The organism is bacterium, assembly GCA_040757115.1.
Lineage (GTDB): Bacteria > UBA9089 > CG2-30-40-21 > CG2-30-40-21 > SBAY01 > JBFLXS01.
Map to the genome: position 1 here is coordinate 1 of JBFLYA010000090.1, position 14,820 is coordinate 14,820.

Consider the following 14,820-nt stretch of genomic DNA (forward strand, 5'->3'; position numbering starts at 1 on the left):
GGGTCAGTGAAATGGGGGATTCTCCTGAAAGTAGGAAGTAGGAGAGTAGGAAAGTAGGAAAGGGGGAGACATTGCCCCCAGAAGAGGAATACCGTGCACATCCTTTATCCCTTTCCTACTTACCTACAACCTACTTACCTACTATTTTCATTGCTTTGTCCTCCGCAGATTAATGTTCATCCCCCCAAAATGACTAACGCATTACGATGGAGATTTTTATGTTAAAGAATAAACAATATTTATCACTTATTGCTGATGGGATAATGAGTGTCATTATCCTCTATCTTGCCTTCTGGGTGCGATTTGGTGGACATCTGACCAACATAGAATTTGACCAATTTTATACCGTTTTACCTGTCTTTATTTTAGTTCGTCTGGCAAGTTTCTATTTCTTTGGGCTTTATCGTGGACTATGGCGTTATGCCAGTCTTCAGGATTTCATTATCATTATCCAGGCAGTAACCTGTAGTATGATTGTAATGGTCGTGATTATCTTTTTTGCCCGTTGGTCATTCCCAAGAACCGTTTTACTTATAGATTGGGCATTTAGTATTATCTTTATTAGCGCCCGGAAATTTTTGCCAAGATTAATCCGGGAATTTCAATGGAAACAAACTGAGAAAAAAAGAGTTCTTATTGCTGGAGCCGGTGATGCGGGTGAAATGATAGTTAGAGAAATCAAAAGTAATCCTGATTCTGAATATAGAGTTGTCGGGTTTATTGATGACCATCATCAAAAACAAGGTATGCGAATCCATGGCATAGAGGTCATTGGGAAAAAAGAGGATATACCGCATCTGGTTACAAATAAAAAAATCGATGAGGTAATTATTGCGATGCCTTCTGTTCCTGGAAAGATTATCTATAAGATTGTCTCTATTTGTAATGAGATTGGTGTCCAGTGTAAAACTATTCCTGGACTGGGCGAGTTAATTAGAGGGGATGTAAGCATTAAGGGATTGCGGGATATTCATCTTGAAGATTTGTTACGCCGACCACCTGTAACTCTAAATCTGGACGAAATATCAGCCTATCTTCATAACAAATGTATCCTTGTTACAGGTGCCGCAGGCTCGATTGGTGCGGAATTATGCCGTGAAATATTGAATTTCAGCCCTAAAAAATTGATATTATTCGACCATAATGAAAATGACTTATTCTTCCTTGAACACGAATTAAATACAAATAAGGATATTCTAAAAATATGCCTTGGTGATATTAAAGACCGTGCTAAAATGTCATTAGTTATGGAAAGATTTATGCCAGAGGTTATTTTTCATACTGCGGCTCATAAACATGTTCCGATGATGGAATTAAATCCTGAAGAAGCAGTCAAAAATAATATCATTGGAACAAAGATTTTAACTGAATTAGCCGAAAAATATCATATTGCAAAATTTATTTACATCTCTACAGATAAAGCCGTCAACCCAACAAGTATTATGGGAGCAACTAAACGGGTAGGAGAACTCTTAGTTCAAAATAGAAAAGGGCAAACGCAATTTATCAGTGTCAGATTTGGTAATGTTCTGGGAAGTGCAGGTAGTGTCGTGCCGTTATTTCGCAAACAAATTGAGGAAGGCGGACCTGTCACCGTAACCCATCCTGAAGCCACGCGTTACTTTATGACCGCTCCCGAGGCTGTAAACCTTATAATTCAGGCAGGGGCAATGGGTAAAGGAGGCGAAGTATTTATCCTCGATATGGGAGAACCAGTCAAAATCACAGACCTGGCTCGTGACCTGATTATGTTATCAGGATTTGAACCAGATAAAGATATTGAAATAAAATTTATTGGACTAAGACCTGGCGAGAAACTACACGAAGAGATTCTTACCGCAGAGGAAGGTGTCAACGCTACATTTCATAAACAGATATTTATTGCCAAACCAGATATAATTGATGTAGGGACGCTGGAGACTAAAATTAACGAATTAACCTATCTGGCAGAAAAAGGTGATAGAAAAGGAATTGTCCAAAAACTAATGGAATTTGTCCCAAATTATAACCCAAATTCAAATGAAAAATAAATAATTTATGTTTAAAGAATCTATACCTCAAAAAATTATACTCTCAGGATTAATATTATATTGTTTAGGTGTTACTATCTCTATCTCCTGTCAGATAATGGGAGTAATATTAGCACTTAGTGGTTGGATAATCAGAATGATAATAACCCGTAGGTTTGAAATAATAGGCACCCCATTAAACATCCCTATCCTACTTTTTATCATCACCCTATTTTTATCAACAATATTCTCTTCTTATCCAATAGTGGCATTGGATAAAACGGAATCTATGATTAGACACCTCCTTTTATATTATTTAGTCGTATGTGGAATTAAGGACGCATCTACTGCAAAAAAAATAATTATGGTTTTATTAGTTGCGGTGGCTATTGAATCAGGATACATAATTTTGCAGTATCTTTATAATTTTAAACTATTTGGGATAGTTGTTCATAATGGGGTCTCAAAACATCTAACAGAAAACCGTGCTATAGGTGGTGCGGTAGGAATAATATTTCCGATTGGATTTTCTCTTTGGGTCTTTAGTAATTCTGCTTACAAAAAAATTGCTCTGGGAATAATCAATCTTTTAATTTTAACCGTATTATTATTTACTCAAACCAGAGGGATTTGGGTAGGTGTGATTTTAGCACTTATCTTTATAATTATCATCGGTATTCGGAAGAAAAAGAAAATATTACTCTCTTTATTCGCATTTGTGATTGTCATTCCATTTATTTTCCCAAAAGAAGTAACTAATCAAGTCTTATCAATATTTTCAGATAAAACTCTTGGTGGAAGAATCTATCTCTGGAGGGATAGCTTACAGATAGTCAAGGATTATCCTGTGTTTGGCACAGGACCAGGAACTTTTATCCATATCTATTATCCTGAATATTTTTCTAAAGAGGCAATGGAAAATAAAGACTTTGGGCATTTACATTGCCATAACAATTTTGTAAATGTTGCCGTAGAAGGAGGAATATTAGGTTTATTTGCATTTATCTGGTTGCTTATTGCCTCTTTTTGCCTTGGTTTTAAAATCCTTAAAAGGAATCTTCAAGATAAAGACCTTTTTCCGTTAACGATTGGACTGCTGGCTGGGTTAATAGTCTGGTTAGTTCACGGAATGGTAGATTGCACCTACCTGGGTAGCAGTGCCTATCTTTTCTGGTTCACATTGGGAATGATTGTCAGGACAGGAGATATAGCGGTTATTAACTGGAAGTTTACATAGGATAATACCCATAAATAAGGCATGAGAATAATCGTTCCGTTAGGAACATAATATTGGTAGGAATAGATAGACAAATCAATCAGTTCCGTAGGAACGATATATTGGTAGAAATTTATGGAAAGCCATTTACCGATATGTTGAAGGATTTTATGGCAGGACAACATCAGGGGCGGGCGTATCATCTTTAGTGTTTATTTTAAGGACTTTACCTCCTAACTGTCCACCTTCGACTTGAATAAGAAGAAAATCACCTTTGGCAGAATACTTGAAGGATTTAGTCAAGTCAGCAGTTCTAAAATTGACTAAGTTTGTGTACCAATAGCCACCTGAATTGGCTAAAACAGAATACAATGCGGATTCATCTTCATCCCCTTGATTATCATTGTCCTGGAGTTTCAAATAGACGATAGCTTCGTTATCTAAAGCATTACCTTCGGCATCAATCACCTTGCCATAGACTAAATCATTGCCTGTTGGAATTAAAGATACTCCGGTAGTTATTTCAAAGTCTTTGAGAACGGTCTCACCAGAGATAACCTGACAACGATAGGGTGTTTGTGGCGATAAACCAACAAGCGTGATGTGGTGAATAGTGCTAACGGTATTACTCCCACGGTCATCATAGGCAATTTGAGTTGTTTTTGTCTCACCATACTTGATTAGCCCTATCTCTGGTTCATCAGATACCCACGAAATTGTCATCTGGCTATCCGTGATATTAGAAACCATTATTTCCTCAGCAAAGGCTAACTGAATAAATAGCCCAATTGTTAATAAACTCATAATTAATCTTTTCATTTTTTCTTATACCTCCTTATTTTTGGTAATTGGTGACTGGTAACTGGTAATTGGTAACTGGTAATTGGTAACTAAGTTCCTGTTTAGCGTCTCCCACGATTCTTCCCTTATTATCTTCCGCAAGATTTTACCACAGATTATCACTGATTACTTACTTTTCTGGTCTCGGATGTAAGGTGTAGACGGAGAGGGGTATTTAAATGATAAGGACTTGTCTACACCAAACATCCTCAACCATCACTTTTGTAAGCGTTCAGGCTACACATCCGGTGTGTAAAAAGGGGGATAAGGAGATAAGGGAGATGTGGAGATTATAAATTAAAAGATTATGGTTATGAAGTTGGTATGGAAGCCTGCTCCTGACAGGTTCAGGAGTTAGGTCAGGATGGTTCTAACTTCATAACCCCTAAACCAAACCAGCCCCCTAACCCTAACCCTTTCACCAAAAACTCCTAAATATATCCCCTTATCTCCATAATCTCCATATCTCCTTTTCTTACACTATTTCAACCTTTATGCTAGATTAAGACACCATCCAAAATTTACGGTAAATTTATATCACCTGCATTAGTCGTGCTGGCGTTTACGGTTGTCGATGTCTTACCCAAAGAGCCTGCTTCTACCTCGATATAAATGTTGTCTTGATTTGAGTAACTGAAAAAGCCTTGTAAATCTTTAGTCCTGATTTTATTTTTGTCTATTTCCCATCTGCCTGTAGCGTCGGTTAAACAAGCCGCCCAGACGGATTCTGAGGAATTATCCTGTTTTTTCAATTTAACATAAACAATTGCCCCTTCAACTGGCATAGGACCTTTTTTAACATAACCCGCGATATTCGCCTGTGCTTGCGGCGGTATCGTCGGTCCTGTGGTGAAAGAATAGGTTGCCGGGTCAGTTGAGTTACCACAAACCAGCGTGTAAAGATATGTAGTTTGTGTTTTTAGATTTTTAATAGTAACAAAATGTGTTTCTGCTTGAGTATCTACCCCACGGTCATCAAACGCCTCATAACCCAAAGATGTCGTCGTGCCGTAAAGAACTTTACATTTCAGGTTAGAGGTAGTAATCCAGGAGATAGTAACTTGATTTTCTGCAAAATTACTCACCCTGGTCCAATTTGGCGAATATTTGCTGATTTGTTTTGAATAGACAAAATAGCCTTTATCTATATTCGTTGTAAAGTTATAGAACTCCGGGAAGCCAATCTGATACCCTGCCCAGAAGCTTCCATCATCCCAGCGTTGAACAATTGTTGCTGAGCCGTTTTGGGCATTTATATTCTGGAGCAGGTTTTTAGCCGTAATTGTCGCCACACCTTGACCAATTAAGTTCCAGCCAACTCGTAGATTTATATTTTCTGATTCAATTTTACTGCCGTGCATCTGCCAGGTGCTGGCATTCTTACAATGCACAAAATAGCCTCTTCCAACTTCAATCGGCATATCGTTATTAAAATATGGAGGTGTTGGTGGAATGCCTATCTGGTAAGTTAACCAGGTGCTTCCCTCGGTCCAATGTTGAACTATATCTGCGGTTGTGCCCTGTGCATTTATGCTCTCAACTAAATTTTCAGCGGTGTATGGTTTAAGCGTTGGTATTAACGGTAATGAGAATAGATTCCATCCCGCTCGGAAAGAGACGGTTCTCGTCGTAATTGGTCCAGCCAGAGTAGTTGCATCACAGGTGGTGATACCAGAAGGATTTGCCACCTCATCCCGGGTCTGAATGTAAAATCGATATGCCGTCGTGCTAAGTAATCCAGTTATTGTTGCCTGCTGGACACTTCCGACAGGTTGAGGGAGAGGTGGTGAAAGAAACACAGTGGCATTATCCCAATTTCCTCCGACAGGTGCATATTTGATGATATAAAGTGAGGCAGTGCCTGTAAAATTGTTATCACCCGGTGCACTCCACTCTAATCCAGCCGAATCAGAGGTAATATTTTTTACCGTAAAATCGGTTATTGTGCCTGGCGCCCAAATGTCTCCTGGTGTCGCACTACCTACATTTGACATAGGTCCTTCTTGATCACCACTTACTGCGGTGACGACATAATAATAAGGAATATCCTCAGTTACCGTGTTATCAATATAACTCGTTGTGCCAATTCCGGTATCAATCTGTTGAAAAGTTACTGTCCCTGCTGGCGGTATATCTGTGCGGTAAATATTAAAGGTCGTTGGTGTGGCAATATTATATTCCCAGGTTAATGATATTGAGCCCGGATGTCCAACCGCCTGGAGATTTGTCGGTCCAGTAATAGCAGGTGCCATTGCGGGCAGGGAAAGACTACCCAATGGTGGTGGAGTAACCTGTATCCCTAAAAAGGCATCCGTGTAAGTAATACTGGTTGAGCCAATTAATTCAAAATAGTCAGTTGATTGGAGTGGAGTAGGTGCTTTCGGTGCTTTCCCTTTCGTTTTTTGTGGGGTAATCGACAGGGTTAGTAAGATATTCTTTTCCGACCCCGGTGCGATATTCCCTCCCTCACCCCATTCCCAGATAATTGTATCTCCAATTTGTGTGCTGGTTCCGGGGAATGTTGAAATCAAATCGACATCAGCATTTAAGTTCATCGTTATCTTTGGTGTTTCGGCAATATCATCCCCGGTATTGACAAATAATACCTTTAAATCTACCTCATTTCGTTCGTTGAGTGTGAGTGTCTGTGTTATTTCGCCATTAAATGCCCGTCGTATCTGATTAACGATATATTCCTGATTCATCGCAGGTCCATGAACAACAACGGTTTCAAGATTCCCCGCAGAAGTGCCTGTTTCGCCAAAATGGTCTTTAAACTCAATCCCCGGACCCTCATTCACGACCTTTATGCCACTTCGCACACTATCCGTAATAGATTGAACAATCACATAAAAATCCTGCTTCATTTCATTATTATCATACCAGGGTAATTGTTGGGCATAGTTAGGTAAAGTAAAGGTTACGGTGCCTTTTGTGGGGTTAAAGGAAACATCTCTATTTAATGCTTCAAAATAAGCCGCTGATTGTGTGCCTCGTGGTTTTTGATTCACATCTATTCCCATAAGTCGTTCAAATTCTGCTTTTTCTGCGGCATTGGCTAATTTCGCCTTATTTACCGTAACAAAAGAGGGAAAACCATCGGTTAAATGGACAACCGTCGATGAACCATACGAAGTTAAAATATGCCCTTGAGTATCCTCTATCCCTATCCAGGCGGCCGGGATTTCAAAACCGACATTGGCTAATTGATTGCCCGGCTCATCACAGGTCAATTTGAATTTTATCTTATGTATCTTACCTCTATCTAAATCAGGGATATTGGGTTTGGTCGTAATTTTAAAATAGACTATCCCTCGCCAGGCATCCGCAATCTTCGGTTCATTTTGAGCCTCAAGTAGATACGATAAGTCCTGATGCACCGGAGGAATAGAATTTAATAAATCATCCACAGTAATCGTCATCCAATCATTAATTATCCGATATGTCTCCGGGTCAGAGGTATCTGGTTCGATTTTAACATTTTTAAGGGTATATGGGTCATTGGCGCTGCCACCAAGGTTATTACAAACCTCAATTCTCACAAATGTTTCCTGTCCCGGGGCAAGTCGTGGGGTGCAAAGTTTATCATCAATACGACCACCAACAAATGTGCTGGCGGTTATCCTCCCAAACCCATAGCTTTTAAGGAATGTCTCCATTTCAAATTGTCGTGGCTCATACGGGTCTTCAACTTTAATAATATGAAACACCGTATCGCCATAATTACCGATATTGACTGGTGCTACCTTTTTAGAAATCTCAACATCACTAACTAACCCCCAGACCGCCTGAACATGGGCATCCATTATCATATATTGATTAGGGCCTTCATCGGGCTTATGAAAGATATATCGACTACCATCATTAACCTTCATCGGTCCCTCATAATGCACATCCGGATAATATGTGTTCATATCTGCCCAGATATGAATTTCTTCTTTTTCGCCAGTAAATAATGCCTGATTGAAATATAGGGTATGAAACATCGGCTCATCTTTTTCATCAACAAGTTGTGTTGGGTTGCCTACATTCTGATAATCAGTCAAATAGTACTGCTCATATCTTGTATCAAACCCTAATCCTTTAAAGATATTCTTGACAATTAAACTCTGGTCTTTATTTATCTTAAATTTTTCATCAGGTTGATATATTTGCTCAAATTCCCGTGACCCATTCCATGTTTTGGCAATCAGATGTAATTTTGCAGGTTTGGAGACATCATATTCTAAATACAATTTTTCATCACCATCCCTTGTGTATGGCGGCTTCCCACTGGCGGTATCCTTCTCTACATAAAGTTCATAGGTATCATTTACCGTTGGATAAACTTTAACCACCGGGAAGAAGTCATTCGATTTTTTAAACTGTGGGTCCATCGTTCTAAGAGGGGCAGAATGCGGTCTCCCCCACATATCCTGCCATTTTACCTTTGGTAGATTTTCAATGTTAGTTGGAATAGGTGAATAAGCAATGCCCTGTGATAAATATTGTTTATATGGGTTTTCATCTGAGCCTAATAAAATGATAAAGAATAATGCCTGAGCATTCATCAGCACCTTACCATTAACAACATAGTTTTCCGGGATATTGGGTAATGTTGCCATTAAAATTGTTCTGGGCGGAAGGATTTTATTTTTGTCAGTAGAAGTGCCCGGGTAGGGCGGTGGTAATTCCGTGCTCCTTATCCCATATCTGACAAGTGGGTCGATAAAATCATACCCGCCAATTTGATGATATGTCCAGGTGCCGGTCCAGGTAAGTTTTTGTGCCGGCAGGATTATATCGCCATTTGGGGCTAAACTAATTAAAGGTTTATCAAGTCCTGGTCCCCATTGTGGTTCTTTATAAACATTTGGGATTTCAATTGGTGCCCCATAAGGATTTTCATAGATATAAGTTGTCACGCCATCCCAGTTATTAACATTAAATTTGACATAGCGGTTAGGTGCTTCGATAGGTAGTGGATAGCGTGGGTCATCAAAGAAAAATACCTCATTTTGTAACCAGACATTGGCATCACCGTCATCTACATCCCAGTATGTGCCGCCAGTTGACCAGACTATCTTTCGATTATCCGTTACATCAACAATTGGGGCAACCAAAGCGACTAAATCCTGGACATTGACATTTTTTGCCAATGTATCTTCTTTATTTTCAATGGGAAAGACAACATCCGAGAATATTCCGCTGCCAACAACGCCATAAGCGGTAAGTTTATCCAGCGAGCGGTCGCCAACTAATCGTGCCGCCATTTTTGCCTTCATCGTTACATCACGGGCATAAATCGTTACATCACCACCTGGCACCTCTTTGTAACTTGCGGATGTCTTGCAAACAACCGCCTCTCCTTTTTTAAGGGCATTTGCCTCTGTAAAAACCCAGAAGGATAAGTTTAACTTTGTATTTTCATCAATTTCGCCAAAATTCCAGGTAATAGTGGTCAATGTGCCAGGACCCAGGTCAGTGATAGTCCCTTCTCGCTCAATATTAGATTGTAATGGGCTGATTTTAGACTGGTCAGTAATATTGAATCCCGGCTGGACTACCGATTTGATAACTACATCCTTAAGTGGGTTATTCCAGAAGTTACAAAATGTTACCGTAACATACACCGGGACATCTGCCTCTAATCCGGGAATAATATCTTTGGGCACCTCCTCAGAGAACTTTTGGCAGGCATCCATTGATAAAGCCGCCTTTCTCGACATACTTAAAAGCACCGCATCTAAGACCATTGGATAATATTCTGTTTTATCCGATGGATGAGAAGGTATCATCATCGCACAGCCTAACTGGTGTTCAATATAAATTATGGCTGGTGAATCTGAATGATTGGTATCAGTATATTTAGCGATTATTGTCTGGGTAGCATTTGCCACTGGCGATTTTTCTAATAATAACGGGTCGTCAAGAACATAAGTTTCTGGAGCTAACCAGGAGAAGGTAAGTGGATGTGCGGTATCTAAAATATTTAGTTGCCCTTTACTATCTATATCTGTTACGCGTGTTTGTAAATCTACGGTTCCAGAACCTACCAGCCCAAGTTTTTCCACTAAATACACACATTCTCCCTGCGTGTAAAGGATACCGCCATTGGCGATAAATGATTTGAGATTATCTAATCCTTGTTGGGTCAAAGTGCCAACAACATCTTCCACATAACCTTTTTTAACTGATGGGAAAATAACCAGGTCATAATCAGCAAGTTTGCCCTGGCGAATATCATTTTCATTAACACGGTCAAAGTATTCACCCCAAAGATACATCCGGAATATTTGTTCAAAATAACCTTCTTCCCAGGTAATGTATTGGTCATATTCATCCATTAAATCCGAGTAAAATAAAGCAATCTTGATGGGTTGTAAGGAATAGGATTTTGAGACACCAAGCACATTTCCTGTCCCAACACCCTTTTCTACAACAAGATAATCTGGCGTTGGTGTGCCAACAAAATCTATAAAACTTATTACCGTTGAGGTTGCGGGTGAATATTCTGAGATAAATGTGCCGGCATCAAAAACCGTGTTGTGATAAGGGAATGATGTGGAGGCAGTCCATTCCATATTACCATATTCATAAACATGGTTAAAGCAAGCCTTGTAGGCATTTCTTATTTTATCCAGTTTAATCTGACCAGCACCTTCTTGCTGGTTACCCATAGGGATAATGACACTCATTGGCTCATATTGATAGCCAAGTCCAACCGGTGTGCGACATATCTCCGTAGAATAGTTACTGGGATATGAATTAGTGTTATAGCCGCGTAGGGCAAGATAGTATTTTTTATCATTCGTTAATCCTTCGAGATTATATTTCGGGACATTACCCACATCAATCATGTGGTCATAAGTTTTATTAATCGTTCCTGCGTAGGATTCATCGCCATAATATAAGATATACCCAGCAATATCTGGTTGAGGGCTGGGGTTCCAGGAAAGGTAAAGCACCTCATCCCCAGGCAGACATTCAGCTTCTTTCCAGAGAGGTGGTGTTGGCAGGTCGCCTTTAGTCGTATCTGAGACAACATTAGAAAGCCCGGATTCATTTCCAGCCTCATCTACGGTTTTTAAGGCAAAGAAATAGGTTTTATTCCAGCCAAGTCCGGTGACGGTGAAAGTTGCTCTCGTATTTGGGGCATCAGGTTTTGGTTCGCCAAATGCCTGGAAACAATTATCCCAATTCGCCTCAGTAATCTTCTCAAGAGAATATCGCACATCATAAACACTTGCCTTACCCTGTGTGCCGTTATCTCCTGGATTAGTCCAGCTAAGTTCTATGGTGCTTGCAGTAACACTTCCTACGGCTAAATCAGTAACCGTAGCTGGAGAAATCATATCGGTTGAAACGACATTGGATAGTGCGGAAACATTATATTGCTCATCATTTGTTTTCAGGGCAAAGTAATATTCATATTTAGTCAGTTGTAGGTTCTGGACGATAAATACCTCCGGTTCTCCTGCCTTTCTGGGTAGCGGTATGCCTACCTGTGTGGCAAATACCCAGGTATCCTCGGTTATGGGCACAGTAGAGTAGCGAATATCGTATTTATCATCGGTTCGATTTGGATAGCCTTTATCTTTTGTCCAGGTTATATTTCCGTCATCACCAGGGGATGTCCAGACCAACATAAGTGAGCCGTTTTGCAGATTAACATTGGCAATGGCAAGGTCAGTCACGGTGCCAGGGGCTATTTCGTCTAAGGTCGTTTTCTGAAAGACATTGGATATGTTAGACAACTGTCCGCCTCTATCCATAGTTTTTAAGGCAAAGAAATAGGTTGTTTCGGGTTGGACGGTGCGACTGCCAATGGGTAATTTTCGGTCATCAGTGACAGTTCCGATAACAACCAGATGGTCTCGATTACCGGCAAAGGAAGGTTTTGGTATTATACCTGGAGCAGAGGCACAATTGTCAAAATCATTCTGTAAGGTATTTGTGCCTTGCGTTGTCCATTTAATAGTATAAGTGCTTGCCTGTCCTTGACTTCCATCTGCACCAGGTGCAGTCCAATTTAAAATAATGCTAAATGATGTTGGTTGAATGGGTTGCCAGCCGGTGATTGCTGTCCAATACAAACTATCAAGGTCGCTCACCGCGGCTGGTGGGGTATCATTTAGCATCACTGTAGTTTGTTCTCCCGCAGAATAAGTTCCATCTTTATCATAGGCAAAAGCGGTGTAGTAATAAGTTTGAAGTGGAATTAATGCCGGGTCTTCATCTGTGCAGGTCTCATACTGATTATTATAAATTACCATTAATTTCCCATCATTTGTTAGACTACCAACAACATAGGTTGAAGTTGCTCCTTGAGTTGGTGTCCAGGTGCCAATAGTCTCTGTCCCGCGGACAATAAGCACACCACGAAAATAAGCATTGTAGGGATTCTCCCAGCTCAATCGAATGATATTATCATTCGATTCGCCTTTAAACTTCTTTACCGGATTCATCATCCCGGGTGCAAGTTCAAATCGGAACTCAACAGCATGTTTTGATTCTGGATTATGTTGTCTGGTATGAAACATATCGGCTAAACCTACTTCAACCGTATAAGTTCCGGGCACACAATTTTTAAAAGTCCAGGTTGTCTCGTTAACAAATCCTGTCCAGACAGCTTGTTTGTTTCCACCAGGCGGCTGGCAGTAGAGCACAAGAATAATATATCCTTCCCAGTAGCCATCAGGTGCCATGCCGATACTGAAGTTTTCTACTTCAAATGTCGCGGTAATCGAGCCTTCACTGGTGATGGTGGCAGTAGCGGTTGGCCAGGTAACGCGGATGGTCGGTGGGGCATAACTTGCCGTAAAATCTACATCGGAAATATCAACACCGCTTATTTGAACTGTTCTGGAACCTGGTGAAAAAGACCACCATAATTTATCCGGGGTAACAATGTAATTTCCATCTGGCAGACCACTAAAAACATAACTACCATCAGCCGATGTGGTGGTTACACTTGAAACATTGCCGGCAATGGTCACCTGGGCATCAGCAAGAGTGTTAATTTTACCACTTATGCTAAAAGCCCCGACATTTGAAACCCCTGTGAAATAGCCGATTAAACCTAATATTAGAATCATCCATTTTTTCATCAAAAATACACCTCCCTGTTAGAATGAATGATGGAGTATTATCAATATTCCATTGTTTCCAGATATTATAAATATAACATAATTTTTAGAAATTGGCAAGTTTTTTTTACATTTAAAAAAATATTGACAATAACTTAATGGTGATGATATAATAATTATTACAAACAATAAATCAGGAGGGTAACCGTTCAGGTAATCCTTTACCGCAGAGACGCAGAGAAACAGAGAAGACATAAAAATAAATCAGATAACAGAAAAGATTATCGGTGCAGCTATTGAAATACATAGGAGCTGCTTGCCGAATGTTCAGCAGACAAGCCAGATTTGTTAATCCATCCCTGATTTTCATCAGGGCAAGTTTAATGTTGTTGTACTCAAAAGCTTGCCCAGGGATGTTAAGCGTCTCGTCCCTAGATTTTAATTTTTTTCTCTGCGTCTCTGTGTCTCTGCGGTGAACAGTTACAAAAAGAGTTAGTCAAAAGTCCGTATTAAAAGATTAATAAACAATGAAAGACCCGAAATGCACAAAAAAAGGAAATTTCGGGACGGTTCCTTTTATCGTTTTTCCTATGATTTTTGTTGGAAATTGGAAATTGGGCTGTAACTATTCACCACGAAGGGTACGGAGAGCACGAAGTGAAATTTGATGAATTATCGAATAGAGTCATTGGATGCGCTATAGCGGTGCATCGAACTCTTGGGCCAGGTTTGCTTGACACCGTGAAGAGTGATAATTCACAATTGACAATTCACCATTCACCATTATTAAGGAAATTTAGGGAAGAAATTGTGAATGGTGAATTGTGAATGGTGAATAGTTACATTGGGCTTTTGTCTCTCTCCCTGATTTCTAATTTCAATCCGCAATCTTTCAAACAAAAGTGAACCGTCCCGAAATTTCTGTCTCTGGTGAATAGATTTTAATTTTTTTCTCTGCGTCTCTGTGTCTCTGCGGTGAACGGTTACAAGATAATAAGTATGGTAGATGTTAGCAGAAATTGAGGAGGCTGTAGATGGGAGTTTTTACTGTTTCAATGAAGATAAGAAACTGGCAGAATAGGTATCTACCTGCTGATAAACAGGGAGAAGAACTTGAGTGTATGGCTCTCGTTGATTCAGGGGCAGCAGAACTTTCACTTCCTGCTGAGATGATTGACCAACTCAAGTTGGAAGAGATTGGAACTGTGCAAGTATATACAGCTGATGGGGGTCAACATGAATATCGGGTTTTCGGTATAGCAGAGGTAGAAGTGCAGGGAAGAGTATCTCAGGTACGCGTAATTGAGCTTCCACATGGAACTGAACCGCTTCTTGGGGCAGTCCCTCTCGAGGAGATGGATTGGCACATCTCTCCTTTAGAAAAAAGGCTTCTACCAAATCCAAAATCTCCCAATAAGCCACTTTTACCTTTGTGTTGAAATGTAAGTCTACAAATATATCACTCCTAACGGAGTTTAAAATATATTCAGCCCTGTAAGGGCGAGATGTTTATAGATTTACCGTCTCAACATCAAATTAGCTCCGTAGGAGCGATATGTTTATTGGTAAGCGTTCAGGTGGTGTAACAAAAGGAGATGTGGAGATTAAGGAGATAGGGAGATATTATTAAAAAAATTGAAATTAATAGAAACTAATAGAAATTTATGGAAATTTGTTGTTTTCCACA

At 39.9% G+C, this 14,820-nt stretch carries 5 protein-coding genes; 3 read left to right on the forward strand and 2 right to left on the reverse strand.

Going from position 1 to position 14,820, the window contains the following annotated elements:
• Window positions 1–218: 218 nt before the first annotated feature.
• Together AB1422_09540 and AB1422_09545 are read left to right on the forward strand one after the other, a co-directional pair.
• Window positions 219–2,030: a nucleoside-diphosphate sugar epimerase/dehydratase gene (locus tag AB1422_09540; GenBank protein ID MEW6619554.1), complete on the forward strand. Its 1,812-nt coding sequence runs from the start codon at window positions 219–221 to the stop codon at window positions 2,028–2,030.
• Between the two features lie 7 nt (window positions 2,031–2,037).
• Window positions 2,038–3,246 carry an O-antigen ligase family protein gene (locus AB1422_09545; GenBank protein MEW6619555.1) on the forward strand — a complete coding sequence of 403 codons (1,209 nt, stop codon included), beginning with the start codon at window positions 2,038–2,040 and terminating at the stop codon, window positions 3,244–3,246.
• A 147-nt stretch (window positions 3,247–3,393) separates the two neighbouring features.
• Here AB1422_09545 and AB1422_09550 read toward each other — a convergent pair whose 3' ends face one another.
• Both AB1422_09550 and AB1422_09555 read right to left on the reverse strand, forming a co-directional pair.
• Complete coding sequence (locus tag AB1422_09550) at window positions 3,394–4,044, reverse strand: hypothetical protein (protein MEW6619556.1); 651 nt, start codon at window positions 4,042–4,044, stop codon at window positions 3,394–3,396.
• 542 nt (window positions 4,045–4,586) lie between these two features.
• On the reverse strand, window positions 4,587–13,154 hold the full coding sequence (locus tag AB1422_09555; GenBank protein MEW6619557.1) for a fibronectin type III domain-containing protein: 8,568 nt from the start codon (window positions 13,152–13,154) through the stop codon (window positions 4,587–4,589).
• A 1,013-nt stretch (window positions 13,155–14,167) separates the two neighbouring features.
• On the opposite strand from AB1422_09555, the gene AB1422_09560 reads away from it, so the two are divergent.
• On the forward strand, window positions 14,168–14,572 hold the full coding sequence (locus AB1422_09560; GenBank protein MEW6619558.1) for a retroviral-like aspartic protease family protein: 405 nt from the start codon (window positions 14,168–14,170) through the stop codon (window positions 14,570–14,572).
• Window positions 14,573–14,820: the final 248 nt, after the last annotated feature.

What these genes read in the sequence shown, in the direction of transcription:
- AB1422_09550 (MEW6619556.1), bottom strand. Translation starts at nt 4,044, where the DNA reads ATGAAAAGATTAATTATGAGTTTATTAACAATTGGGCTATTTATTCAG.
- AB1422_09540 (MEW6619554.1), top strand. Translation starts at nt 219, where the DNA reads ATGTTAAAGAATAAACAATATTTATCACTTATTGCTGATGGGATAATG.
- AB1422_09545 (MEW6619555.1), top strand. Translation starts at nt 2,038, where the DNA reads ATGTTTAAAGAATCTATACCTCAAAAAATTATACTCTCAGGATTAATA.
- AB1422_09560 (MEW6619558.1), top strand. Translation starts at nt 14,168, where the DNA reads ATGGGAGTTTTTACTGTTTCAATGAAGATAAGAAACTGGCAGAATAGG.
- AB1422_09555 (MEW6619557.1), bottom strand. Translation starts at nt 13,154, where the DNA reads ATGAAAAAATGGATGATTCTAATATTAGGTTTAATCGGCTATTTCACA.